At 46.9% G+C, this 24633-nt stretch carries 21 protein-coding genes; 8 read left to right on the top strand and 13 right to left on the bottom strand.

Annotation, left to right across the window (positions count from 1 at the left end; translation table 11 throughout):
• Positions 1 to 158 precede the first annotated feature (158 nt).
• Both murQ and murP read left to right on the top strand, forming a co-directional pair.
• Positions 159 to 1073, top strand: coding sequence for an N-acetylmuramic acid 6-phosphate etherase (murQ, locus tag BN1044_RS22570; RefSeq protein WP_072310571.1), 915 nt, complete (start codon positions 159 to 161; stop codon positions 1071 to 1073).
• Between the two features lie 2 nt (positions 1074 to 1075).
• The gene (gene murP / locus BN1044_RS22565; protein WP_072310570.1) at positions 1076 to 2527 is read left to right on the top strand and encodes a PTS N-acetylmuramic acid transporter subunit IIBC; all 1452 of its coding nucleotides are present in this window, start codon (positions 1076 to 1078) and stop codon (positions 2525 to 2527) included.
• 47 nt (positions 2528 to 2574) lie between these two features.
• Here the strand turns inward: murP and BN1044_RS22560 are convergent, their stop codons facing one another.
• From BN1044_RS22560 to BN1044_RS22545, 4 genes are all read right to left on the bottom strand, one after another.
• Positions 2575 to 4029 (bottom strand): phospholipase D family protein, encoded by a 1455-nt coding sequence (locus BN1044_RS22560; protein ID WP_072310569.1) that lies wholly within the window; start codon positions 4027 to 4029, stop codon positions 2575 to 2577.
• An 87-nt stretch (positions 4030 to 4116) separates the two neighbouring features.
• A complete protein-coding gene (gene rpe, locus BN1044_RS22555; protein ID WP_072310568.1) occupies positions 4117 to 4794 on the bottom strand; it encodes a ribulose-phosphate 3-epimerase in 678 nt (225 codons plus the stop codon).
• 5 nt (positions 4795 to 4799) lie between these two features.
• Positions 4800 to 5243, bottom strand: coding sequence for a ribose 5-phosphate isomerase B (gene rpiB / locus BN1044_RS22550; RefSeq protein WP_072310567.1), 444 nt, complete (start codon positions 5241 to 5243; stop codon positions 4800 to 4802).
• Positions 5244 to 5282: 39 nt separating this feature from the next.
• Positions 5283 to 6890 (bottom strand): PTS transporter subunit EIIC, encoded by a 1608-nt coding sequence (locus BN1044_RS22545; protein ID WP_072310566.1) that lies wholly within the window; start codon positions 6888 to 6890, stop codon positions 5283 to 5285.
• A 338-nt stretch (positions 6891 to 7228) separates the two neighbouring features.
• Here BN1044_RS22545 and BN1044_RS22540 point away from each other — a divergent pair, with 338 nt between their 5' ends.
• The 3 genes from BN1044_RS22540 to BN1044_RS22530 all read left to right on the top strand — a co-directional run bounded on the left by BN1044_RS22540 (position 7229) and on the right by BN1044_RS22530 (position 9608).
• A complete protein-coding gene (locus BN1044_RS22540) occupies positions 7229 to 8098 on the top strand; it encodes an SIS domain-containing protein (protein WP_247650362.1) in 870 nt (289 codons plus the stop codon).
• 173 nt (positions 8099 to 8271) lie between these two features.
• Positions 8272 to 8907, top strand: a complete 636-nt coding sequence (leuE, locus tag BN1044_RS22535; RefSeq protein ID WP_072310564.1) for a leucine efflux protein LeuE — start codon at positions 8272 to 8274, stop codon at positions 8905 to 8907.
• 347 nt (positions 8908 to 9254) lie between these two features.
• A complete protein-coding gene (locus BN1044_RS22530) occupies positions 9255 to 9608 on the top strand; it encodes a helix-turn-helix domain-containing protein (protein WP_072310563.1) in 354 nt (117 codons plus the stop codon).
• A gap of 107 nt (positions 9609 to 9715) precedes the next feature.
• On the opposite strand, the gene eco is transcribed toward BN1044_RS22530, so the two are convergent.
• From eco to BN1044_RS22505, 5 genes are all read right to left on the bottom strand, one after another.
• Positions 9716 to 10228 (bottom strand): serine protease inhibitor ecotin, encoded by a 513-nt coding sequence (eco, locus tag BN1044_RS22525; RefSeq protein WP_072310562.1) that lies wholly within the window; start codon positions 10226 to 10228, stop codon positions 9716 to 9718.
• A gap of 226 nt (positions 10229 to 10454) precedes the next feature.
• Entirely contained in the window at positions 10455 to 12047 is a 1593-nt protein-coding gene (locus tag BN1044_RS22520; RefSeq protein ID WP_072310561.1) for an ABC-F family ATPase, read from the bottom strand.
• Between the two features lie 179 nt (positions 12048 to 12226).
• Complete coding sequence (locus BN1044_RS22515) at positions 12227 to 14095, bottom strand: amidohydrolase (RefSeq protein ID WP_072310560.1); 1869 nt, start codon at positions 14093 to 14095, stop codon at positions 12227 to 12229.
• 27 nt (positions 14096 to 14122) lie between these two features.
• Positions 14123 to 14665 carry an antibiotic biosynthesis monooxygenase gene (locus BN1044_RS22510; RefSeq protein ID WP_040045525.1) on the bottom strand — a complete coding sequence of 181 codons (543 nt, stop codon included), beginning with the start codon at positions 14663 to 14665 and terminating at the stop codon, positions 14123 to 14125.
• Between the two features lie 71 nt (positions 14666 to 14736).
• Positions 14737 to 15378 (bottom strand): hydrolase, encoded by a 642-nt coding sequence (locus BN1044_RS22505; protein ID WP_025797567.1) that lies wholly within the window; start codon positions 15376 to 15378, stop codon positions 14737 to 14739.
• 409 nt (positions 15379 to 15787) lie between these two features.
• Between BN1044_RS22505 and BN1044_RS22500 the strand changes: the two genes are divergently transcribed.
• Positions 15788 to 16702: a LysR family transcriptional regulator gene (locus tag BN1044_RS22500; protein WP_072310559.1), complete on the top strand. Its 915-nt coding sequence runs from the start codon at positions 15788 to 15790 to the stop codon at positions 16700 to 16702.
• Positions 16703 to 16711: 9 nt separating this feature from the next.
• Here BN1044_RS22500 and BN1044_RS22495 read toward each other — a convergent pair whose 3' ends face one another.
• Positions 16712 to 17617 (bottom strand): LysR family transcriptional regulator, encoded by a 906-nt coding sequence (locus BN1044_RS22495; protein ID WP_072310558.1) that lies wholly within the window; start codon positions 17615 to 17617, stop codon positions 16712 to 16714.
• A 139-nt stretch (positions 17618 to 17756) separates the two neighbouring features.
• On the opposite strand from BN1044_RS22495, the gene BN1044_RS22490 reads away from it, so the two are divergent.
• Together BN1044_RS22490 and BN1044_RS22485 are read left to right on the top strand one after the other, a co-directional pair.
• Entirely contained in the window at positions 17757 to 18515 is a 759-nt protein-coding gene (locus tag BN1044_RS22490) for an SDR family NAD(P)-dependent oxidoreductase (RefSeq protein WP_072310590.1), read from the top strand.
• Between the two features lie 347 nt (positions 18516 to 18862).
• Positions 18863 to 20515, top strand: a complete 1653-nt coding sequence (locus BN1044_RS22485) for a methyl-accepting chemotaxis protein (RefSeq protein ID WP_072310557.1) — start codon at positions 18863 to 18865, stop codon at positions 20513 to 20515.
• A 251-nt stretch (positions 20516 to 20766) separates the two neighbouring features.
• Here the strand turns inward: BN1044_RS22485 and BN1044_RS22480 are convergent, their stop codons facing one another.
• The 3 genes from BN1044_RS22480 to maeB form a co-directional block, all read right to left on the bottom strand.
• Positions 20767 to 21609, bottom strand: coding sequence for a ChaN family lipoprotein (locus BN1044_RS22480; protein ID WP_072310556.1), 843 nt, complete (start codon positions 21607 to 21609; stop codon positions 20767 to 20769).
• Between the two features lie 90 nt (positions 21610 to 21699).
• Positions 21700 to 22212: a GNAT family N-acetyltransferase gene (locus tag BN1044_RS22475; protein WP_247650361.1), complete on the bottom strand. Its 513-nt coding sequence runs from the start codon at positions 22210 to 22212 to the stop codon at positions 21700 to 21702.
• A gap of 24 nt (positions 22213 to 22236) precedes the next feature.
• The gene (gene maeB / locus BN1044_RS22470; RefSeq protein WP_072310555.1) at positions 22237 to 24516 is read right to left on the bottom strand and encodes an NADP-dependent oxaloacetate-decarboxylating malate dehydrogenase; all 2280 of its coding nucleotides are present in this window, start codon (positions 24514 to 24516) and stop codon (positions 22237 to 22239) included.
• Positions 24517 to 24633 lie beyond the last annotated feature (117 nt).

The raw sequence follows: 24633 nt of genomic DNA, 5'->3' as shown, positions 1-24633 counted from the left end.
TTCACTTCATCCACAATGCAGCCAAAATGGTTGGCATTTCGAAGAGATGAAATAGTCGACATCAATCACAAAAAATGCGCATAAAATTATTAATTCTTTAAATTACATGATTTTTGGAATAATTTATTCCTTAACTTTGTGCTTCTGAGAATACTGAAATGAACATTGACCTCTCCCGCCTGCAAACCGAAGGCCGTAACATCGCCAGCGAAAACATCGACACCTTGTCCACCTTAGATATGCTGACGATTATCAACCAAGAAGACCAAAAGGTGGCCGTAGCCGTTGAACGTATCCTGCCGCAAATCGCGCTGGCCGTGGATACTATCGCTCAGGCATTTAGCCAAGGCGGCCGTCTGATTTATTGTGGCGCAGGCACCTCAGGGCGACTCGGTATTCTAGACGCAAGTGAATGCCCGCCAACCTATGGTACGCCGCGTGAGCAGGTGATTGGATTAATTGCCGGAGGCCACACCGCTATCCTACGCGCAGTTGAAAATGCCGAAGATAACGTAGAACTGGGCGAACAAGATCTGAAAGATCACCATTTCTGTGAACGTGACGTATTGGTTGGCATCGCCGCCAGCGGAAGAACGCCTTATGTCATCGGTGCCATGAAATATGCACGTTCGGTTGGCGCAACCACCGTTTCGCTGACCTGCAACGCCAGCAGCGCAATGAGCCAACTCGCTGATATCGCGCTAGAGGCCGTTGTGGGGCCAGAGGTAGTGACCGGCTCATCAAGAATGAAAGCTGGCACTGCGCAAAAAATGGTGCTGAATATGCTCACCACGGGAGCGATGATCCGCACCGGAAAAGTTTATGGCAACCTGATGGTGGATGTTGAAGCCACCAACGCCAAGCTGATTCAGCGACAAATTGACATCGTGATGCAGGCCACCGAGTGCGCCCGCGATGAAGCGATTAAAGCGCTCAGCGAATGTGAACGACACTGTAAAACCGCTATTTTGATGATTCTCGCCCAGCTCTCTGCGGCTGAAGCCAGCGCGGTTCTTGCACAAAATAATGGTTTTATCCGCCAAGCCTTAGCCTCACGTCATCAGGGAGCTTAGCGATGGCCAAAATAACGGATGCCACCATCGCGCAAATTTTGGCGAACGTAGGGGGCCACAGTAACATCACCCTCTGCGGACATTGCATGACGCGACTCCGCCTCACCTTGGCCGATCGCGCTCGTGTTAATCACGCAGAATTGAAAAAAATCGCCGGCGTCATGGGCGTGATTGAAGGCAACGATCAGCTGCAAATTGTGCTTGGCCCAGGCAAGGCACAAACCGCCAGTGAAATGATGAACGTGAGTCTTAGCCAACCGCAGTCACAGGCCGATAGCAACACGTCGGAATCTGATTTGAATGCCCTTGCGGCGAAAAATAAAAAGCAGCTCAAGAGTAAGCAAAATAACGCCTTTCACAGTTTTTTGACGAAGTTTGCGACTATTTTCACCCCGCTCATTCCCGGATTTATCGCCGCGGGTCTGCTGCTCGGCATCGCAACGCTGCTCCAGCAAACCTTGATACTCGAAGGTGAAGTCGCGCCAATTTGGCTCATCGGCCTGATTGGCTATATGAAAACCTTCAGCGTGGGCTTATTTACCTTCCTGAGTATCCTCATTGGTTTTAATACCCAAAAAGCCTTTGGCGGAACCGGCGTTAATGGCGCCATCATCGCGTCGTTATTTATTCTGCGTTACAGCGCAGAAGGCACCGTGGGCTACTACGCCGGGATCGATAACTTCTTTGGTTTGGTAATAGACCCGAGAGGCAATATCATCGGCGTGCTGTTAGCCTGTATGCTCGGTGCGTGGATTGAGCGCAAAGTGCGTAAAGTTATTCCTGATAACTTGGACATGATCCTCACGTCCTCCATTACGCTGCTTATCACCGGTGCCATAACCTACGTGGTTATCATGCCAATCGGTGTCGAACTGTTTAAAGGCATGTCTTGGCTGTTTCTGCATTTAAACGGTAATCCATTCGGAACCGCATTATTGGCGGGGGTGTTCCTGATTGCGGTAGTATTCGGTATTCATCAGGGATTTGTACCGGTTTATTTTGCGTTAATGGATGCACAAGGTTTTAACTCATTGTTCCCGATCCTCGCAATGGCCGGTGGCGGACAGGTCGGCGCAGCGTTAGCGTTATATTTAAAAGCTAAACCGGGCTCTACGCTACGCATGCAAATTAAGGGTGCTATATTTCCCGGCTTATTGGGTATTGGCGAACCGTTAATTTATGGTGTGACCCTGCCTCGCCTAAAACCGTTTATTACGGCCTGTGTCGGTGGTGCCGTGGGCGGATTCTTTATCGGTCTGGTCGCTTATATGGGATTGCCCATTGGTTTAAACACCGTATTTGGCCCGTCAGGCTTGGTTTCCATTCCGCTCATCACCTCATCACAGGGCATCTATGCCGGCATGCTGGTGTATGTGGTCGGCGTGGCTATTTCATATGCAGCAGGCTTTATTCTGACGCTGTTATTTGGCTGTAAAAACGTTGATTTGACATAATGATATTTAGCGCCATGTGTTCAGTAAACACATGGCGCTAACGACGGTTATAGCAACCACTCAATGGGTAAGTAATAAGCGATTCTGGCTAAAATACGTTTGTATAGCGGACTATCAGGCTCTTTATGATGAATTTTTTGTTCATCATTTTCATATTCGATCCAGTTAATTTTACGGCGCGGGGCAAGCACTAACTGAAAGGCTTTATCGTGCAGACTAGCAATAAAACGCTGATGGGTGGATGAGGTTAGCGACTCACTTTCAATCACGAATCCCATCTCGGTATTTAGCCGAGCCGAACGCGGATCAAAATTAAATGAGCCAATAAAGACCAACTTACCGTCCACCGCAAAAGTTTTAGCATGCAAGCTGGAGCCAGAATGCCCAGTTAACCCCCGATCGCGTAAGCGCTCTTTACGTAAAGGCCGCTCGGTTTCATTGGCTTTCATTTCAAACAATTCAATACCGCAACGCAGCAGAGTTTTTCGCCATTTGGCGTAGCCCGCATGCACAATGGCCACATCGTTTGCCGCAAGAGAATTGGTGAGCACCGTCATTTTCACCCCCTGCCGCGCTAAATAAACCAGCTGTGATACACCGGTGCGCGTAGGGACAAAATAGGCTGAGATAATATCCATACTCACTTTTGGCTCACCAATCATCTTAAATAGACGAGAAGCCATTAGCGCTTTGGTGGCCAATTCTCCACGTCCTTTAAGGGGATCATCGCTGAACAGCTGCACTTTTGCCCACGTCAGCGGCAGCTCATTATTCTCCATTTTACGGGCTAAGTACTTATCACGCAGACGCTTTAAATACTCTTTGGCGCGCGCTCTACCGCCAACTTCTTCAATCGTTAGGCCATGCAGAAATAGTTTTTCCGAAGCTTTGCCCAAAATATCTTCCGCTGGTGATACACACGCTGAAGTCCAATAACGTTCGAAATCCTGACAGACATCTGCAACAACGCTGCCCACGGCCAACACATCTAAATCAGAAAAAAGCGGCTGTTCACCAATACCAAAATATTCATCCCCCACATTACGCCCGCCGACGATAGTCGCCTGCCTATCGAACGTCATACTTTTATTGTGCATGCGCCGATTAAGTCTTTTAAAATCGGTTAAATAGCACAGACAGCGCATGCGCCGAAGCGGGAAAGGGTTGAAAAGTTTTACGCTAATATTGGGGTGCGCGTTGAGACGGCGCAGCGATTCATCCAAACCACCGGTGTTGTTGTCATCCAGCAGTAAACGTACTTTTACCCCGCGCTCAGCGGCGCGGAATAATGCACTGAACAGCAATCGCCCCGAGAGATCGTTGTGCCAGATGTAATACTGCACATCCAGCGTTTTCTCAGCCATGTTGGTCAGCAAATATCGCGCCGCGAAAGCGTCGTTACCCTCTTCCAAAGGATAGACGCCGCTTAACTCAGGATGGCAATCGCATAGCGGTTGGATAAGTCGGGCTAAACGCGTAGCTCGATATTGTGTTTTGTTCATGATTACCCCTAACCCGCTTTAATCGCCGCCATGCATCAAACATTAGATACTGGCGACAATTAAAGATAGGGGCAACTATAATTATGCTTAGGTTACGATTTCCAAGGCCTGCGTTACACATTGCTCCAGCGTTTTCATCGCACTGCTATAATCGCGGTCAGGTTTAAACAAACCAGCAGTACCTAAGATAAAATAATCTACGTCACGGGCCAATGTACTAACAACCTGCGGCGATATTGCACCATCTACGGCAATCTGAGCACTGCTACCGTGTTGATGTAACATTTTTCTCAAACGACTAATTTTATCAATAGCGCTATGAATAAATGGCTGGCCTGCAAAACCTGGATTGACCGACATCACTAACACAACATCCACGACATCTAACACTTCCTCCAAAATACTCAGTGAAGTACCAGGATTAATCGCCACCCCGGCCTTAACACCACGTTGGCGAATATGAGTTAGCGTACGGTGCAAATGAATCGGCGCTTCCGCATGAACATAAATAATACTACAACCGAGATCTGCAAATTTATCAATATAACAATCAGGATTAGACACCATTAAGTGAACGTCATAGGGGATCGTAGCTAACTTAGCCACCGCTTTAACATCCTCAATGCCTAATGCAAAGTTAGGTACAAAATATCCATCCATAATATCAATATGAAACATGGCTGCGCCTGCGCTTTCTAGACGCTGAATTTCATGGCTCAACTGAGAAAAATCTACACACATTAATGAGGGACAAAAATTCGTCATGCTAATTATTCCTCTTCAAGCTGAGTAATCATATTCACACGAGTTTGATGGCGCTCTCCTTCAAACTCAGCGTTCAACCATTCATCTACAATCATTTTGGCAAGTTCTGCACCAATCACCCGCGAGCCAAAAGCCAAAATATTCGTATTATTATGCTGACGTGAAAGTTTAGCTGAATATGGTTCACTGCAGACCACCGCTCTGATCCCATGAACTTTATTTGCTGCAATCGAAATACCGATACCTGAACCACAGATAAGAATACCGAGATCCGCTTCACCAGAAGCCACCGTTCTCGCCACTGCTTCAGCATAAATGGGGTAATCAGTTCGGCTCTCTGAATGAGTACCTTTATCGAGAATATCGACTCCACGCTTTTCCAAATGTGAAATTATGGATGGTTTTAAAATAAACCCAACGTGATCACAACCAATGGCGATTTTCATTATTTCCCTTTATTCTTTAAAAAATTATAATTAATTAATGTGTTAAATTACTGCTTGTAGGCATTCATCTAAGTTTGATTTAATCAATGTGACATGTGGACCATATATAATTTGAACACCTTTCCCTTTCCGGATAACACCTCGAGCGCCCGATTGTTTAAGCAGCACATCAGAAACTAAAGAATCATCGTTTACTGTAATTCTCAAACGAGTTGCACAGCAGTCTACATCCGAGATATTGCCCACTCCGCCTAGACCTTGAATAATTAACTCAGATACGCCATGGGTATTTTCCAACGGCTGTTTAGCTGATTTTTCTTTAGCAGCCTCTACATCTTTTCGTGTGTAAAGCTTAGTTTCTTCTCCACTTTCCTCTCGCCCTGGCGTTTTGAAGTTAAAGCGAGTAATAAGAAAACGGAAGCTAAAGTAATATGCCGGAAATAAAGGGATACCAATCAGAATTGCATTCATCCAACTTGTTTTGGCATTACCTTGCATAACGCCAAATAAGAAGAAATCAATAAGGCTACCTGAAAATGTCTGTCCAACACCCACATTAAACATGTGGCACAACATAAATGATAAGCCGGCCAGCAAGCAGTGCAACACGTACAGCAGCGGCGCAGCAAACAAGAACGAGAATTCAATCGGCTCAGTGATCCCTGTTAGCACGGCGGTCAACGTTGCTGAAAGCAATAGTCCTAATACTAGCTTACGGTTCTCGGGTTTTGCCGTGTGATAAATCGCTAAAGCGGCGCCAGGGATACCAAAGAGATAGAACGGGAATTTGCCCGCCATAAACCGAGTCGCTTCAACAGAGAAGTGCTGGGTGTTTGGGCTTGCCAATTCAGCGAAGAAAATATTCTGCGCCCCCGTGACAGTGACACCATCGATCACGGCAGTACCACCCAAACCAGTTTGCCAAAACGGCATATAAAACACGTGATGTAAGCCAAAAGGAATTAATGCACGCTCGATAAAGCCATATATAAACGTTCCGGCATAACCAGCGCGATTGACTACCCCCCCTAAATCCATAATGCCATGTTGAATAGTTGGCCAGATGTAAAACATCACCATGCCCACGATCACATAGGTCAATGCGGTAATGATGGGAATAAAGCGCGTACCGCCGAAGAATGAAAACACGGGCGGCAACTCAATTTTATAAAAACGATTATGTAGCGCCGCAACGCCAAGCCCAACCAAGACACCGCCGAATACGCCCATTTGCAGCGAGTTGATCCCAACACTCATGCCAAGCGCCCCGTCGACCATCGCACCGGGCTTCAGCAAACCATTCAACTCAAGCATGGCGTTGATCGTGGCATGCATGGTAAGAAAGCCGATAACCCCCGATATTGCCGCGACATCTTTCTCTTTCTTTGCCATTCCCATCGCCACACCGGCAGCAAATAAAATTGGCAAATTAGAAAATACAATACTCCCCGCACTTTTCATTACTGTAAGCAATGCGTGAAGTACCGTGCCTTCACCAAGTAAGGATTGTAGCCCGTAGGATTCTATCGTAGTCACATTAGTAAAAGAGGCTCCGATACCAAGTAGCAGCCCTGCAACGGGCAATAGCGCAATAGGCAACATGAAGGAACGCCCTACGCGCTGGATGACGCCGAAAAATGATGATTTCATATTATTCCCTTGAGTTAGATCGTCGTTAAGCCAAAATCAACCCTGCATTTTTCTTTTTTTAGTATGAAAGCATGTGCCCTAAGGCGTTCCCCTGGTGAGGATTAATTAAGCACACTTCACAAAAAATATTATTATTGTAAAGTAATAGCAAAATCAAGTGATGTACTCGACAAACTTCACAAAATTTATAAGTTTTGTGATTTTGCGTACTGTGTTTCTTTGTATGATTTTATCTACCCAGTTTTTTTTGCCGGTAAAAATTCCAGGTATAGATACCTAAAAGGCTGTGATAAGATTTTGTAAGCGCTTAATCTAGTGGGAGATATAGGATGGATGTTATGCAAGATAGCGAGAATTCGCTCGCCATTGGGGCAAAGATAAAAATGTCACTCTCCCTGCTGAACCCCACCGAGCGGGGGATTGCAGAATGGCTGATAACCAAAGGTAACATCACAAAAAACACAAGCTTACGTGAAGTATCGCTTGCTTTGGAAGTCTCTGAACCGTTAGTTGTTAAGGTGGCTAAAAAGATAGGCTATTCTGGATTTAGAGAGTTAAGACGTGCACTAGTCGCCTACTTTGATTCTTTGCCTTACGAAAAAGAAGAAGAGATCACAGAACAAGATAATCTAAATACCGTGTTAGATAAGGTGTTCAGCAATAGCATTCAAGCCTTAAAAGAAGCTCAGGCAGTCGCTGATACCCAAGTGATCAACGCAGCAGCAGCGCTTATTTATAAGGCCAAACACGTTGTGCTGCTTGGCGTAGGCGGTTCTTCATCAGTCTGTGAGGATTTTGAACACAAACTGCTACGCATAGGGGTACATAGCCATACCTATAGTGATTTTCACTTGATGCTGATGGTGGCATGCCAATTAACCGAAGAGGACGTTGTGATTGTGATTTCACAATCAGGCGATACGCGTGAGCTATTAAATGCCGTAGAGATTGCTAAGCAACGTCGAGCGAACATTATCTGCATCACCAATGACAATGTTTCACCTCTTTCGCAACTATCTGATTTATCGATCTTTAGCCCTGCAATGAGCGGCCCAATACTGGGGCAAAATGCCGTAGCCCGCATTATTCAGCTGAACCTACTTGATACGCTGTTTATCGCCATCTTGTTACAGGATTACCACCGCAATAAAGAAACACTTGAGCGCAGCATTGAGATTGTCGAACCGCTACATGGAAAACTTCGCTGATGTTTCACCATAAATTACAGACTGCGCATTTTATCTTCCAGTGACTAAATGTTATACAGATCACACTATACTGCCAAAACCCTTTTAAAAGAGTACAATACGCCATCGATTTTTGGGCCAATGTGCCCTGTATTCGCAACTTATTAATAGCGTGAATTAAAGGTGAGGTTGTTGTGTTTGAGAGCTATGGTGTACTCAATATCTGGACGTACGTTCTCGGTGCGATTTTCATCATTATGGTACCGGGGCCGAATACGCTGTTTGTACTCAAAACCGGTATTACACGCGGCGTTAAAGAAGGTTATAAAGCCGCGCTAGCGGTCTTTATCGGTGATGCGGTTTTAATCTTTTGCGCCTATATCGGCATCGCGTCGCTGATCCGCTCTTCTCCATTTTTATTTTCGCTGGTGAAAATGCTCGGCGCGCTCTATCTGCTCTATCTTGGATTGAAAATCCTGTACAGCACGCTGTCTAAAAAAGGCCAAAGCCAGAGTTCAACACACGAAGAACCCGAGCATGTTTTTCGTAAGGCGTTAACGCTGAGCTTAACCAACCCTAAGGCGATTCTATTTTATGTGTCATTCTTCGTACAGTTCATTGATATGAACTATGCACATAGCGGCATTTCCTTTGCGATTTTAGCGGTCATTTTAGAAATGATTAGCTTCTGCTACATGACGCTGTTGATCTTTTCCGGCGCTGCGCTGGCCCATTTCCTGAGCGAAAAGAAACGCCTCGCCAAACTGGGTAATTCTATGGTGGGTCTTTTGTTCCTCGGATTTGCCACTAAGCTGGCCACTTCTGCTTAATGCGAAAACGGCTTAAAGCAAAAGGCTCCTTATCAGGAGCCTTTTTTGCATGTTAGAGTCTCATATCAAATAATTTATAAAGTCATCGTTTGCTTTTCACTAATAACTGTTAGAAATCAAGAAAATTTATATCTCGCTTTACAAATTTCATAATTCTTCCTTTCTTGTTTATTATCCACACAAGTTTTTACCAAATGTATATTTACTATTTTTTTATTGAGATAACTTTACAAAAAAATATTTATTCTTAGCCGTGAGCTATTCTTTTTATTTTTATGTCCAGTAGTATTAATTACTCGTGAAATTATCTTTTTGTTTGTGCCACGCCACAGACTAAGGTGACCAGATTGAGTACTAAAGGACAACATCAGCAACTGGTAGAAACACTGTCTGAATGGATAGAACAGAATTTAGATAAACGTATCGTTATTGATGATATTGCCAAGCGGGCGGGATATTCAAAATGGTATCTACAGCGATTATTTAAAGAGGTGACAGGCGATAACTTGGCGTCTTATGTTCGCCATCGTCGATTGATGCGCGCCGCAGCGGAATTAAAACGAACGGATAAGAAAATTATGGATATAACACTGCAGTACGGTTTTGAAAGCCAGCAAACCTTTACCCGCGCCTTCAAGCGACGTTTTGGAACTTCGCCGGGAGTCTTCAGGCAGGCACCATCCACAATGCATGAAAATTAAAATGTACGATGATCCCTATAAGGCCAAATATTCGCTACCAGCCCTATTTATATCAGTGCCAAGGAGAAATATTCTCTCCTCGGCACTATTGATCATTAAATAATGCGTTATTTCTTAACAGAATCTTGAATTTTAGTCTCTGCCTGCCACACACGGTATTTCACATCAACACCCTGCGGTACATATACCACGATTGGCAAACGGCTGTTGTAACGCTGCATGGCGGAATCACCCAAGTTTGCCGTAACAAACTGGCTATGTTTGGTGTTATCAGGGCAAGCCATCATCGTTGAGGCTGGCTCCGAAATTTTTTCCATCACTAAGTAATCATAGCCCCAACCAGACAGCGTTTTGCTTTCCAGTTTGCCGCCCATCATATGGCGGTTGCAGTCTACATCCATTGTTTTACCGATCAGCAGCTCAACTTTGAAGTCATTCTCATTTTCCTGCTTCGGTAAATAAATGACCTGACGGGTCATGCCCTTTTCCGCTTGCGGATAAGGCGCAACCTTTTCCAGTGGCTGTTTGCTGAGATCGTCATTTGCGCCTGCGGTAGCCGCAATAGCACCGGCAGAAGAAGCCAATAATAAGCTAGCCAATACAGCTGAAACCTTGTTCATAATATGTCCCTACTTACAGATAATGATATTAATGCCGCTACGTTAGCATAACGTGACAAAAGACATTATAGGTCAATTCTGATTAATTCATCTTACCAATATAGTCATGTTTTTATATTAAAAAAGAAAACGCTAAATAAACTAATGTGCGCTGTCTTAGACATAAAAAAGGCTGCACCGTAAACGGCACAGCCTAATTAATTCAGCGAACGTAATTTATGATTAATTATTCAGCGCCTTGGCTGCGCAGATAATCTTCATAGTTACCAGAGAAATCAATTGTCTTGGTTGGCGTAATTTCTAAAATACGCGTCGCCAGAGAGCTAACAAATTCGCGGTCATGGGAAACGAAGACCAATGTGCCTTCATACATTTCCAGAGCCATGTTTAGCGCTTCGATAGATTCCATATCCATGTGGTTCGTTGGTTCATCCATAACCAAGATATTTGGACGCTGCATCATCAGCTTACCAAACAACATACGGCCTTTTTCACCACCGGACAGCACTTTAACTGACTTTTTAATATCGTCTTGGCTGAACAGTAAACGTCCAAGATAACCGCGAACAACCTGCTCGTCGTCGCTTGGCTGTTTCCACTGGCTCATCCAATCAAACAGGGTTAAATCTTCAGCAAATTCGCTTTCATGATCCTGCGCGTAGTAACCGATGTTGGCGTTTTCAGACCATTTCGCAAAGCCGGTATCTGGTTCAAGCTCGCCCACTAAGGTTTTCAGCAGCGTGGTTTTACCCACGCCGTTAGTCCCCAGAACGGCCAGCTTGTCGCCCACTTCCAGCAACATGCGCAGATTTTTGAACAGCGGGCCATTATCAAAGCCTTTGCTTAAACCATCAATTTCCAACGCGTTACGGAACAGTTTTTTATCCTGTTCGAAGCGAATGAACGGGTTCTGACGGCTAGACGCTTTAACTTCATCCAGCTTAATTTTATCAATCTGGCGAGCACGTGAAGTTGCCTGCTTAGATTTTGAGGCGTTCGCACTAAAGCGGCTAACAAACGACTGCAGCTCAGAAATCTGTGCTTTCTTTTTCGCGTTATCAGACATCAAACGCTCGCGTGCCTGCGTTGCCGCCGTCATGTATTCATCGTAGTTGCCCGGATAAACGCGCAGCTCGCCGTAATCCAAGTCAGCCATGTGCGTGCACACCATATTCAGGAAGTGACGGTCATGGGAGATGATAATCATGGTGCTGTTACGTTCGTTCAGCACGGTTTCCAGCCAACGAATAGTATCGATGTCCAAGTTGTTGGTTGGTTCGTCGAGCAGCAGAATGTCTGGGTTTGAAAACAGCGCCTGCGCCAGCAAAACACGCAGTTTCCAACCTGGCGCGATTTCACTCATCAAGCCATAGTGTTGCTCAACGGGGATACCCACGCCCAGCAATAACTCGCCCGCACGCGACTCGGCGCTGTATCCATCCATCTCGCCATAGACGACTTCCAGATCGGCCACTTTATAGCCTTCTTCTTCCGTCATTTCTGGCAGCGAATAGATGCGATCGCGTTCGGCCTTCACGTCCCACAGTTCGGTGTGGCCCATGATAACGGTATCGATAACGGTGTAGTTTTCGAATGCGAACTGATCCTGACGCAGTTTACCCAAACGTTCGTTCGGATCGAGGAACACGTTACCGCCGCTTGGCACTAAATCGCCGCCGAGGATTTTCATCAGCGTGGATTTACCACAGCCGTTTGCCCCGATAAGACCATAGCGATTTCCGCCGCCAAATTTGACAGAAATGTTTTCAAACAACGGCTTACTGCCGAACTGCATCGTGATGTTATTGCTGATTAACAAGACTAGTACTCTTAAGAAATGTGATTTTGGGCACATTATGCCATAAGTTGGCGTTTTTATCGCCCCTATGAGTAAAGGGAATTCTGTTTTGACAGGCAATAAAAAAGCGCTGGAATAATCCAGCGCCCATAAACAAACAACTCATCGTTTTCAAACGGCCATAGGCCAACTCACTGAAATCAGAATGAGAAACAAGAGCAACCTAAAACGCCCCAAAATGCCTGCTCATCCGACACAGGAATTGCAGATTTACGTGCTTTATCATGTGAATGCCCATGCACACCGCAAGAACCGCAGCACTGATGCATTTGAGCCAAAACGCCGGCTTTATTCTCAACAGGTGGAGCAGAACGGTAATGACCCGGAACCTTAACCACCGGTGACCAGTCCGGTACTACTGGAATGGATGGCGGTGCCAACGGTGTAAACGCACCCGCGGCATACACCACTTTGCCATCCACAATCGTCATCACAGATTCGATACCTTTAATAGCCTCTTCCGGTACGCTGAAGAAATCTTGTGACAGCACAACCATATCCGCCAACTGTCCTGCTTTGATATGGCCTTTTTTGCCCTGTTCGTTAGAGAACCATGCGCTACCCGCAGTCCATAGATCCAAAGCCACGTCGCGTGGTAGACGATTGTTATCGTCGTACATCGCCATACCGCCAACCGTGCGGCCAGAAACTAACCAATACAGCGCAGTCCATGGGTTATAGCTGGCAACGCGCGTGGCGTCGGTTCCCATACCTACCGGCACCCCCATCTCCAACATTTTTTGGATCGGTGGAGTCTGTTTCACCGCGTCTTTGCCATAACGCTCAACATAGTATTCGCCTTGGAACGCCATACGATGTTGAACCGCAATCCCACCGCCCAACGCTTTAACACGCTCAATATTTTGCTCGGTGATGGTTTCAGCGTGGTCGAAGATCCAATGCAAACCATTGAAGGGAATTTCACGATTCACTTTCTCGAATACGTTAAGCATGCGCGAAATCGATTCGTTATAGGTGGCGTGTAGGCGGAACGGCCAGCGGTTTTCCACCAAATGGCGCACCACTCGCTCCAATTCGTCTTCCATACCTTCAGGTAAATCAGGGCGCGGCTGGAGAAAATCTTCGAAGTCAGCGGCAGAAAACACCAACATTTCACCGGCACCGTTGGCACGATAGAAATCGGTGCCCTGCCCCGGCGTTAGCATGTCGGTCCATTTCTGGAAATCTTCCAGCTCTTGCTTAGGGCGCTGCGTGAAAAGGTTATAGGCGATACGCACCGTCATCTGCTTTTCATCGTGCAGCTGCTGAATAATTTCGTAATCTTCAGGATAGTTTTGGAAACCACCGCCTGCATCAATGGCGCTGGTTACACCCAGACGGTTTAGCTCACGCATAAACTGACGGGTCGAGTTCACCTGCATTTCTAGCGGAAGCTTTGGCCCCTTAGCCAGCGTTGCATACAGGATCATGGCATTGGGTTTGGCGAGCAGCATCCCCGTAGGGTTGCCTTTAGCATCGCGAACGATTTCACCACCGGCCGGATTTGGCGTGTCTTTGGTGTAACCTACCGCTTTCAATGCTGCACGATTTAACAATGCGCGATCGTAAAGATGCAGCACAAATACAGGCGTATCCGGCGCAGCTTCGTTCAATTCTTCAATCGTTGGCATCCGGCGTTCGGCGAACTGAAACTCAGTCCAACCACCAACGACGCGAACCCACTGTGGCGATGGCGTTCTATCCGCCTGATCTTTCAGCATACGCAATGCATCGGCTAAAGACGGCACGCCTTCCCAACGCAGTTCCAGATTGTAGTTAAGGCCGCCACGAATCAGGTGCAGGTGGGAATCATTCAGGCCGGGGATCACCGTATGGCCTTTTAAATCAACCAGCTGTGTACCTTCACCGGCAAAGCCCATTACATAGGCGGTTGTGCCAACGGCCAGAATTTTACCCTCTTTGATCGCCACCGCGTCAGCCAGCGGATTTTCTCGATCGAGGGTATGAAACTGACCGTTAGTGAGTATCAGTGAAGCATTTTGAGACATAAGTCGTACTCCTATCACCTAGGTTGACTATTTCTTCAGCCAGCCAGCAAATATGCGTGTAACCAACGGCATCCACATAAACACCACCAGCCCAACGACGCAGGCGTCATTGATAAAATGCAGCAGTAACGTACCTTTAAGCCCGGGCAATAACATTCCGGTTATCCACGGCACCAAATTAGTACTAGGAAAGATCACCAGTAGCGTAATAAGAAACTGTTTCCATTTTTGCGGGCGTTTAACCGTAGGAGTGCTTGGCGTGAACCAAAATTCTGGCTCGGTACGAACTTCATAGTGTTCTTCTTGCGCGAGGATCGGCTGGATTTCTGCCACCAACTTTTTACGCAGTTCGGAGTTGGTCCACGCGTAAAGATTATCCAGCGTATCGAAGCGGATCACGATGTTATAGGCTTCGCTTCCCGCCGTTGGCCGAATCACATGTACACCAAGATGCCCCGGAAATTGCTGGGCAGCAGGCATGATGCGGGCGAGCCATGCCTCATAAGCTATTGCCTGATTAGGTTGCAGATTATGTGTAATAACCAAGGTTACTGTATTGGTTGCTGCCATGCTGGGGCATCCTGATTGGAAAAACGGAAGTGATTGAGGCGGGAAAACCCCGCCCCAGAGCAATCTAAAGTTTAAGCTTTACGCTGCGGTGCACCGTGCACCAAGGTGTAAGCGTAATCAACGCCCATACCGTAAGCGCCGCTATGTTCACGCACTAAATCCATGACTGCGTCATAGGTTTCTTTACGCGCCCAGTCACGCTGGTACTCCAACAGGACTTGCTGCCAAGTCACAGGAACCGCGCCGGCTTGAACCATGCGGTCAATAGAACGTTCATGCGCGTCAACGGAAGTACCGCCTGAGGTATCAGTCACCACGTAAACTTCAAAACCTTCTTCCAACGCCATCAGCGCAGGGAAAGTCAAACACACTTCGGTCCACAGCGCAGAGATAACTAATTTTTTGCGACCGGTCGCTTTCACTGCGGCAACAAAAGCTTTGTCTTCCCATGAATTCATGGAAGTACGTTCGATAGGAGCAATCTCAGGATGAACGGCCAACAGTTCTGGCCAGATATAACCACTGAAGCTTTTAGTTTCAACAGAGGTGTAAATAGTCGGAACATTAAAAATCTTACCGGCTTTTGCTAATGCAACGGTGTTATTCTTCAAGGTTTGACGGTCAATATTCGCCACCCCAAAAGACATCTGCGGCTGATGGTCGATAAAAATCAGTGTTGAGTTCTTTGGATCGAGCAATTCACGAATTGACATGTAATATCCTTAATTTTTACTTAGTTGAATAATACTTTCGTACCTGTGATGAACGGGCAACATGCTAGGTATTCATTGAATTAGTTGATAGCTGGAAATTTTTAACGACTTATTAAGTTATTTTATGTTGCGTAAATTCTTATTTATTATTACCGCGCTAACAGTATTGTAGAGATTATTGCTTCACGCCAAGTTTCGATATATCTTAATTTGATGAGGAAACAGAATAATCGCCTATACCTGTCAGTAATATATTGGTAACGTTCGCAATATTAATGATTTTATATATTCATGACAGATTAAAGAATTTTCCTAATATTATCTTTAAGCAAAGATATTCCTAAACAAAGAAAACGACCAACACCGTACACTATGAGTAAATTTTATTTCTTAAAATTAGAAGGTTACGATGCGCGTAAATTTGGATGTTCTACTGATTCTTGATGCACTGGAAAAACATGGAAGTTTTGCTGCAGCAGCCGAGTCGCTTTTTAAAACACCCGCAGCACTGAGTTATATGGTGCAGAAATTTGAGAATGACCTAAGTATCAAACTATTAGATCGATCGGGCCATAGAGCAAAGTTCACCGATACGGGCAAAATAGTATTAGAAAAAGGCAGGATTTTACTGAGTGCCGCTCGTGAGTTAGAAAAGCAGGCCGTCCAGATCGAATCTGGCTGGGAAAAAGAGCTCACTATTGCGCTTGATGGCTCATTTCCTTTTCATCTACTACTGCCAATGATTGAGGAATTTTATCAGCTCAATTGCCTGACCCAGCTTAGATTTACCCACCATACTCTTTCCGGCTCATGGGAACAGCTGACTCAAAACGACGCTGATATTATTTTGGGCGCCATCAACGAACCCCCGACCTCCACGGAATTCTCATATCAAATGTTAGGCATGTTAGAGAACGTGTTTGTTGTATCGCCTTCTCATCCCTTGGCCACCGCGGATGAGCCGCTCGATCCACGCCTAATCTGCACCCACCGCGCAATCGTTATCGGTGATACCGCTCGATTCAGCACCGGGCAAGCCACTAACTATTTGCAAGAGCAGGAACGTATGGTGGTTTATGATTTCCATAATAAATTGCTAGCGCTCGTTTCAGGTTTAGGATGCGGATTTATGCCACGGCATATTGTCGAACCTTACTTGAAAACGGGAACGTTAGTCGCTAAACAAACCACTTCAAGCAGGCAGAAAGATCTGGCTTATTTAGGATGGAACAACGCTTCAGAAGGCGTAGCCTCTCGTTGGTGGCGTGAAAAAATACTCGAAAGCGAGCTGATTAAATTTATGTATCAATATGAAAAATCTTAGCCTTTAATATTATTCGACATACTGTTTACGGATCACATCCGACATCCAATCCATAAAAACCTGTACCCGCATAGCTAAGTTACGGCGATGTGGGTAAAGCAAAGAAACGGGCATAGCGGGGGCCGGTAGGTGTTCAAGGATTGAAACTAATACCCCCGTTTGCAAAGCCTCTCGCACACCAATAACCGGCACCTGAATAATACCTAAGCCCGCAATGCAGGCCGCCGAATAAGATTCAGTGCTATTCACCGTTAGCGCACCTTGCATATCAACCGTCTGAATATCACCCTGCGGCATAGCGTAGGTAAACTTATCGCGGGGAGCACCTTGAGCGCTTTGGTAATGGATCATGTGATGGCGCTGCAAATCCGCTGGCGTTTGCGGACAGCCATACTTTTCTAAGTAGCTTGGGCTGGCACAATTCACCATCTGTAGCTGACCTAAAGGGCGCGCAATTAGGCCGGAGTCTTGCAATGTCCCCACTCTCACCACGCAGTCAAAACCTTCTTGAATTAAATCCACCCGTCTGTCGCTGCTGCTCAACTCTAATTCAAGACTGGGATGAGTAGATAAAAAAACCGCTAGCCCCTGCTGTACCACAATTTTGGCTAATCCACTGGGCATATCAACGCGTAGACGACCAGAGAGCGGCGCGTTCGAGGTGCGAAACATACCCTCAAGCTCTTCGATTTCTGCCAGCAAGTCTTGGCATCTTACATAGCACCGCAGCCCATCTTGCGTCAGCGTCACCTTACGCGTTGTACGATGTAGAAGCTGGGTGCCAAAATGATTTTCAAGCTGCTGGATCGCCCCTGACACCGATCCCTTCGGCAATCCCATCCGATCGGCTGTACGACTAAAGCTAGAAAGTTCGGCTACGCTGATAAACACCTGCATCGCCGTGATTTTATCCATTTTTGATTATTCTTGTTTTATGAACAGTGTTGTCATATTTAGCACGTTTATTTCATTTAAAACAAACAATATGCTTACTGATATGGCCTGCATCGGCGGTGCCCAACACGCGTGCTTATCAACACTAGAGGTTACCAACATGGGTAGTAAAATTGCACTGATTACCGGCGCAAGCCGTGGCTTAGGTAAAAGCATGGCGCTGCATCTTGCAGCGCAAGGGGTCGATGTGATCGTAACCTACCGCAGCCAACAAAATGAAGCTAATGACGTAGTGAAGCAGATTGAACAGGCTGGTGCAAAAGCAGCCGCATTGCCTTTAGATGTCAGCCAAGCCAGTTCCTTTGCCCACTTTCGCACCGCGTTGGAACAGGTATTAAGACAAAAATGGGGGCGCAACGATTTCGATTTCTTGGTTAATAATGCAGGTATTGGCATCAATGCGCCCTTCGCTGAAACCAGCGAAGAACAGTTCGATCAACTCATGAATATACAGCTTAAAGGACCATTCTTTCTCACTCAGACTCTGCTGCCAATCATGGTAGACGGGGGGCGAATTATTAATATTTCCACTGGGTTAAGCCGATTTGTCCTGCCTGGTTTTGCAGCCTATGCGGCGATGAAAGGTGCAATGGAAGTGCTTACTCGCTATCAAGCAAAAGAGCTTGGGGCGCGTGGCATTAGCGTAAATATTCTCGCTCCGGGCGCTATCGAGACAGATTTTGGCGGTGGCGTGGTGCGTGATAACCAGCAGGTTAACGACTTTATCGCCTCACAAACTGCCTTGGGGCGAGTTGGCTTACCTGAAGATATTGGCAAAGCGGTAACCATGCTGTTGTCTGATGAGGCGGGCTGGATTAATGGCCAGCGCATTGAGGCTTCGGGGGGAATGTTCCTTTAGAATTAAGACTACTTCAGCTTTTTCTTGTTTTCAAAGCCTACATTTTATGTGGGCTAATTTGATTTTATAAAGTTATTCCTACTAATAAAATAATTAACAAACTCATTTATCATTTTCTACTAAATTCACACATCAAAGATGAAAATATAAAAACGCCATAATGTTATTATTATGTTTTAATTGATTCAATTAGGTTAACAAAAGCTTTATATCATCTATTTTAAGTATCAGGTTTATTTATTAGCTAAAGTTTTTAGCATTTCAGCCGAAAACAAAGAGCACTTCCCACGGCAATGACAACGTTATTTGTTCTATTGCATCTGATTAAATTTTAGGTTGTGCTATCTATGTTCGAACGATTAAACATCTCTCAGGGATTAATGGGCGTCTTAGCCCTATTCTGCATTATTCAAATTTTCTCCGGCTCTTGGAGCATTCTCGATGCCTCGGGCACCAATGACCGGCTCACGCAAATCTCCTCCGGCTTTAACCAAATCATGGCAATGGATAATGCCTATGCTTCAGTTACCGAGATCCGTGAAGAGGTGCTCAAAGACGCGCTGATGCTCGCCACACAGCCGGAAGATGCCAAAGCGCGACAATCACTCGGTGAATTACGCCAAAACCTGACCGAAGTCGATCAGCAGATGGAGAAGTTTTATCAACTCTCTCAAGCAAATCAAAATGAAATTGAGCGCACTAAAAATGTAAAATCCCTCTATGAAAGAGCGCGCGGCGATCTGCTGCAATTGATTATCAGCTTAGAAAATAACGATCTGGTTAAATTCCAGTCTATTATGCACAACAGCTCATCCACGCATTTTATGTCTGCGCTGGATGACACGTCAGCCTATGTAGCCAATTCTATTATTACCCCGGCGGCCAACGCGGCTCAGGCCAGCTACCGCCAAATGCTGCCGCTTTCGCTCTCCTTTATGTTTGTATTTATTGTCCTAACCGGTGCGGTTTTGGTGTGGATAAGAAAATATGTGCTGAATAAAATCAATCAGGTCATCAACTATCAAGCCGCCATTGCGCACGGCGATTTATCGATTGAAATTGATGCCAATGGCAACAACGAAATTGGCAAACTGATGCAGGGATTGAAGCACATGCGCGATGAGCTGGCGAATACGGTCAGCGCGGTGCGTGCAGGCACTCAGAATATTTACACCGGCGTGCAGGAAATTGCGGCAGGTAACAGCGATCTCTCCAGTCGCACCGAAGAACAGGCGAGCTCGCTTGAAGAAACCGCAGCCAGCATGGAACAGCTTTCTGCTACGGTAAAAAACAACGCAGACAGTGCAAATGCAGCAACATCATTGGTAAAACGTGCCTCAAACAGCGCCGTTAACGGCGGTGAGATCACGCGTAAAATGGTGGTCACCATGAGTGATATTGCCGATAGCTCTCGCAAAATTGGTGATATCACCAGCGTCATTGATGGGATCGCTTTCCAAACCAATATCCTAGCGCTGAATGCTGCCGTTGAGGCAGCTCGTGCTGGCGAACAAGGCCGTGGCTTCGCCGTGGTGGCAGGTGAGGTGCGTAGTTTAGCGCAGCGAAGCGCTCAGGCAGCTAAAGAGATTAAGACCCTAATTGATGCATCCGTCTTGCGCGTCGATCAGGGCAATGATTTGGTTGAAAATGTCAGTGGTGCCATGACGGAAATAGTGACCGCCATTGGCCAAGTCACCGAAACCATGCAAGAAATCTCCAGCGCCTCCGAAGAACAAAGCCGCGGCATCACCCAGATCGCACAGGCCGTAAATGAAATGGATAAGGTCACCCAGCAGAATGCGGCATTGGTTGAACAATCCGCTTCCGCTGCCAGCGCGCTCGAAGATCAGGCCGATCGTTTGAATCAAACAGTCGCCGTCTTCAAACTTTCCACATCTGCACCTGCGCCAGAGAAAATTCGTACACAGCCACAAACGGTAGCAGCGCCAAAACTGAAAGCAATTGCCGATGATAATGGTGAGAATTGGGATAGTTTTTGAGGTTCAGAGATAAATTAGGTTCAGGATCATATTCCATACGCCTGTTTCCTATCGTGCATGGGTGTAAAGCTCCGTACGCCTAGAGTACCGAGGTTTTCATCAATACGGTGCAGGCGTGCGTGTTAGGGGCAACGATTGTGAATACACAGCCTTCTAACCCGTACGCCTTCACAAAGAAAGGTCTGAATGTAACGCAGTATCAATAGATGAGCTGAATATGAAACCAACAGACCATAAACAGCAGACCACAACTATGGCTTAGCTTTCTCCGTATACCACACAAAATCTGCGTTACTTTTATCCACCTTAACGCCCTTCTCCGCCAGCATCAGCACCGTTAGCTCTGTCATCGGCGCAATATCTTCGATGTGCAGAGGAACCCCTAGGGCTCGATTAGCATGATAGCCCCCCACGATGAGCAGCGCTGGCGTTGGCGCGGCAAGCAAGCTTTCTGCCATACGGCGGTCACGTTGCTGCTGAATAGCCAACATGGCCTCGGCCTGTTTAGGCTCCAATTGACCACCGTGAGACTCTTCGATCGTTTTCGTGATGGCTGCTCGCACAGAAGGCTGAGTGCTTAGCGCACCGGTAACAGGAAGTGGGTGCTCGTAGAATTTTTTGATTTCGCTGCGATCAAGATTCGCTGACAGCAGTGGATATGGCCCTTGTAGCGCAGCGGTGGCAACGCCAGAGTAGAGATCCCACTTCCACCCTTTCTGCCATGCCGTTTGTTCTGTAATCTGCTGACCGGTCAACGATTTACCCTGTTTGAACCGATCTTTCACCGCGTTCACTTTTTCTTGTTGGTTCGGCGTAATCATTTCCATTAATACGCTGCCCTGCGTGCGCTGACGCGGAAGTTGCTCAACCAACCACTGCTCAATTTGGTGATGTTGTAAATTGTCGTGCTTTTCGCCAACGATGACGCGAGGCTGAACGCTCAGCTTAGCGAGCAGCTGTTGCGGGGTGAGTTTTTGTCCGGTGTGTAGATCGACGATATTGTCTTGCGGTACCGCGCCGATCGTCTGGGCGTGCTGGCTAATTCCGCAAGCGCTTAGCAGGAAAGCCGCCGCCAGTAGTCCAATCTTTTTCATGCCATAACCTTTGAGTCCATTAAGTTTCAATCTAGTTTAAACTTAATGATAATCATTGTCATATAGCATTCACCGGCAGCGGTAGGTTAATCAGTCGATGTTGAGACTCATCACAGAAACCCATTCACCTGAGACTTCGCGTTTCTCAATTTCTTGCCATCCCAATTTCTGGTACAGGCTCTGCTGATCGGGTGTATAGAGGTATAGCTGCTTAATGCCTTTCTCTTGAGCGAGGGCCACACAGGCTCTGGTGAGTGCAGAGCCAACGCCTTTGCCACGGTGCTCTGGAGGGGTAAACACTTCGCCGAGCCAGAATTTACGCTCGGGGCGATCGTCCAATTCATGGACAATCACGCTAGCAGTGCCCAGCAACTGACCGTCTTCAACGTAGGCCACCAAGGTGAACTCTTCACTGTCTGGCTGATTACGCATGATAAAGCGCTGCTGAATACCTTCCTGAGTACTCCAACGCGGTAGGCTTGACCATTCCCAATGCAGCAATGCGGCTATTTGTGGGATATAGGGTGAGTTATCGTTAATTTTTGCAATCAACATAGCAATGCCCTCAGCGATTGAAATGCCGCCCACACGCGTAGGCGGCATTAGAAAACCCAACAATAACCGCTTTTACAGCGGTTGCGTTTGCGCTTCTACCACGGATAACGCCACCATATTAACGATGCGGCGCACAGAGGCTATCGAGGTCAAAATATGCACGGGCTTGCTGACGCCCATCAATACCGGCCCAACGGTAACCCCCTCAGAAGAAGAAACGCGCAACAGGTTATAGCTGATACGTGCAGCCTCCATATTTGGCATGATTAAAATGTTGGCAGCGCCCTTGAGCGGGCTGTCTGGCATGACATCATTACGGATGCTTTCGACCAGCGCCGCGTCGCCGTGCATTTCGCCGTCGATCTCAAGCTCAGGCGCTGCGGCATTCACTAATTCTAGCGTACGACGCATTTTACGTGCGGCAGGACAGTCTGATGCCCCAAAACTGGAGTGCGATAGCAACGCAACTTTCGGCTCAATACCAAAGCGGCGCACCGTTTCCGCCGCCATGAGGGTAATTTCAGCCAGCTGTTCAGCGGTTGGGTCGTCGTTGACGTAGGTATCAGCAATGAAGGTATTACCGCTTGGCAGCAGCAACGCGTTCATGGCACCCGCCACGTGTGCGCCCTCACGGAAACCAAATACGTTGTGTACCACTTCATAATGCTCGTGATAATTACCGATAGTGCCGCAGATCATAGCGTCGGCCTCACCGCGTTGCAGCATGATGGCCGCAATCAGGGTTGGGTTGCCAATCACCGCACGACGTGCCTGTTCTTGGGAAACGCCGCGACGCTTCATGATCTCGTAGTATTCACGCCAGTATTCGTTGAAGCGCGGATCGGACTCGTTATTCACGATCTCAAAATCTTTACCTGCTTCAATGTGCAGACCTAGTTTTTTCAAACGCATTTCGATTACGTCAGGACGGCCAACCAGAATCGGTGACGCAATGCCCAGCGTGACCAGCTCTTGGGTTGCGTGCAACACGCGTTCTTCTTCACCTTCGGCCAGCACTACGCGTTTTTTCTCTTTTTTTGCCTGAGAGAAAATGGGCTTCATAAACAGGTTGGTTTTATAGACGAACTCGGTCAAATGCTCGATGTAAGCATCAAAGTCTTCAATGGGCCGCGTCGCTACGCCGGAATCCATCGCGGCTTTCGCGACGGCTGGGGCGATTTTCACAATCAGGCGAGGATCGAACGGTTTTGGAATAATGTATTCAGGGCCAAAAGAGAGATCCTGATCGCCATAGGCAGAAGCCACAACGTCGCTCTGCTCCGCCAATGCTAAATCAGCAATCGCATGCACACAGGCCAGCTTCATCTCTTCATTAATGGTGGTGGCGCCAACGTCTAATGCGCCACGGAAAATGAACGGAAAACACAGTACGTTGTTAACCTGATTAGGGAAGTCGGAACGCCCTGTACAGATGATCGCATCAGGTCGAACGGCCTTAGCCAGCGGCGGTAAAATTTCTGGCTCAGGGTTAGCCAACGCTAAAATCAGCGGATCGCGTGCCATGGTTTTCACCATGTCTTGCGTCATCACACCAGGACCAGAGCAACCGAGGAAAATATCCGCATTGGGGATCGCATCCGCAAGCGTGCGCCAGCCATTATCTTTGATCGCATAGGCCTGTTTGCTTTCGGCCATATTCTCTTCACGACCTTGATAGATCACCCCTTTGGAGTCACAGGCCGTGATGTTTTCGCGCTTGAGCCCTAATGCCACCAGCAGATTTAAGCAGGCAATTGCCGACGCACCCGCTCCAGAAACGACCAGACGCACATCGCTAATCTGTTTTTTCACCACGCGTAAACCGTTCAGCACGGCAGCAGTACAGATGATAGCGGTTCCGTGCTGATCGTCATGGAAGACGGGGATCTTCATGCGCTCACGCAGTTTCTTCTCAATGTAGAAACACTCGGGCGCTTTGATATCTTCAAGGTTAATCCCACCAAAAGTGGGTTCCAGCGCGGCGACCACGTCGATCAACTTATCAGGATCAAGCTCATCAACTTCGATATCGAAGACGTCAATACCCGCAAATTTTTTAAACAAAACGCCCTTGCCTTCCATAACGGGCTTACCCGCTAAGGCACCAATGTTGCCCAAACCAAGCACCGCCGTACCGTTAGAGATAACGGCCACTAAGTTTCCACGCGCGGTGTATTTATAGGCAGCGAGCGGATCGGCGGCGATCTCCAAACAAGGTGCTGCCACGCCCGGAGAGTAGGCTAAGGCTAAATCACGTTGTGTAGCGAGGGGTTTGGTCGGCACGACCTGAATTTTGCCTGGGATTGGGAACTCGTGGAAATCAAGCGCACTTTGTTTTAATTGTTCGTCCATCGTAGGGTCCTTTTTTACTTTATTTCATCGGTGTTTAACGCAAAGGAAACCCCACCAGTATAGTGAGCAAAACAACTTAATCTATGAAGCACGCCATAAACAACAAAACAAAAAGTG

It is taken from the genome of Hafnia alvei, assembly GCF_900095695.1.
Taxonomy (GTDB): Bacteria; Pseudomonadota; Gammaproteobacteria; order Enterobacterales; family Enterobacteriaceae; genus Hafnia; species Hafnia alvei_B.
Note: the sequence above shows the minus strand (reverse complement) of the source record. Positions and strands in the feature narration are given on the sequence as shown.

Excerpts from the sequence above, each read along its gene's own strand:
- murQ (WP_072310571.1), top strand. The coding sequence starts at position 159 with ATGAACATTGACCTCTCCCGCCTGCAAACCGAAGGCCGTAACATCGCC.
- murP (WP_072310570.1), top strand. The coding sequence starts at position 1,076 with ATGGCCAAAATAACGGATGCCACCATCGCGCAAATTTTGGCGAACGTA.
- BN1044_RS22560 (WP_072310569.1), bottom strand. The coding sequence starts at position 4,029 with ATGAACAAAACACAATATCGAGCTACGCGTTTAGCCCGACTTATCCAA.
- rpe (WP_072310568.1), bottom strand. The coding sequence starts at position 4,794 with ATGACGAATTTTTGTCCCTCATTAATGTGTGTAGATTTTTCTCAGTTG.
- BN1044_RS22545 (WP_072310566.1), bottom strand. The coding sequence starts at position 6,890 with ATGAAATCATCATTTTTCGGCGTCATCCAGCGCGTAGGGCGTTCCTTC.
- BN1044_RS22540 (WP_247650362.1), top strand. The coding sequence starts at position 7,229 with ATGCAAGATAGCGAGAATTCGCTCGCCATTGGGGCAAAGATAAAAATG.
- eco (WP_072310562.1), bottom strand. The coding sequence starts at position 10,228 with ATGAACAAGGTTTCAGCTGTATTGGCTAGCTTATTATTGGCTTCTTCT.
- BN1044_RS22515 (WP_072310560.1), bottom strand. The coding sequence starts at position 14,095 with ATGTCTCAAAATGCTTCACTGATACTCACTAACGGTCAGTTTCATACC.
- BN1044_RS22510 (WP_040045525.1), bottom strand. The coding sequence starts at position 14,665 with ATGGCAGCAACCAATACAGTAACCTTGGTTATTACACATAATCTGCAA.
- BN1044_RS22505 (WP_025797567.1), bottom strand. The coding sequence starts at position 15,378 with ATGTCAATTCGTGAATTGCTCGATCCAAAGAACTCAACACTGATTTTT.
- BN1044_RS22500 (WP_072310559.1), top strand. The coding sequence starts at position 15,788 with ATGCGCGTAAATTTGGATGTTCTACTGATTCTTGATGCACTGGAAAAA.
- BN1044_RS22495 (WP_072310558.1), bottom strand. The coding sequence starts at position 17,617 with ATGGATAAAATCACGGCGATGCAGGTGTTTATCAGCGTAGCCGAACTT.
- BN1044_RS22490 (WP_072310590.1), top strand. The coding sequence starts at position 17,757 with ATGGGTAGTAAAATTGCACTGATTACCGGCGCAAGCCGTGGCTTAGGT.
- BN1044_RS22485 (WP_072310557.1), top strand. The coding sequence starts at position 18,863 with ATGTTCGAACGATTAAACATCTCTCAGGGATTAATGGGCGTCTTAGCC.
- BN1044_RS22480 (WP_072310556.1), bottom strand. The coding sequence starts at position 21,609 with ATGAAAAAGATTGGACTACTGGCGGCGGCTTTCCTGCTAAGCGCTTGC.
- BN1044_RS22475 (WP_247650361.1), bottom strand. The coding sequence starts at position 22,212 with ATGCCGCCTACGCGTGTGGGCGGCATTTCAATCGCTGAGGGCATTGCT.
- maeB (WP_072310555.1), bottom strand. The coding sequence starts at position 24,516 with ATGGACGAACAATTAAAACAAAGTGCGCTTGATTTCCACGAGTTCCCA.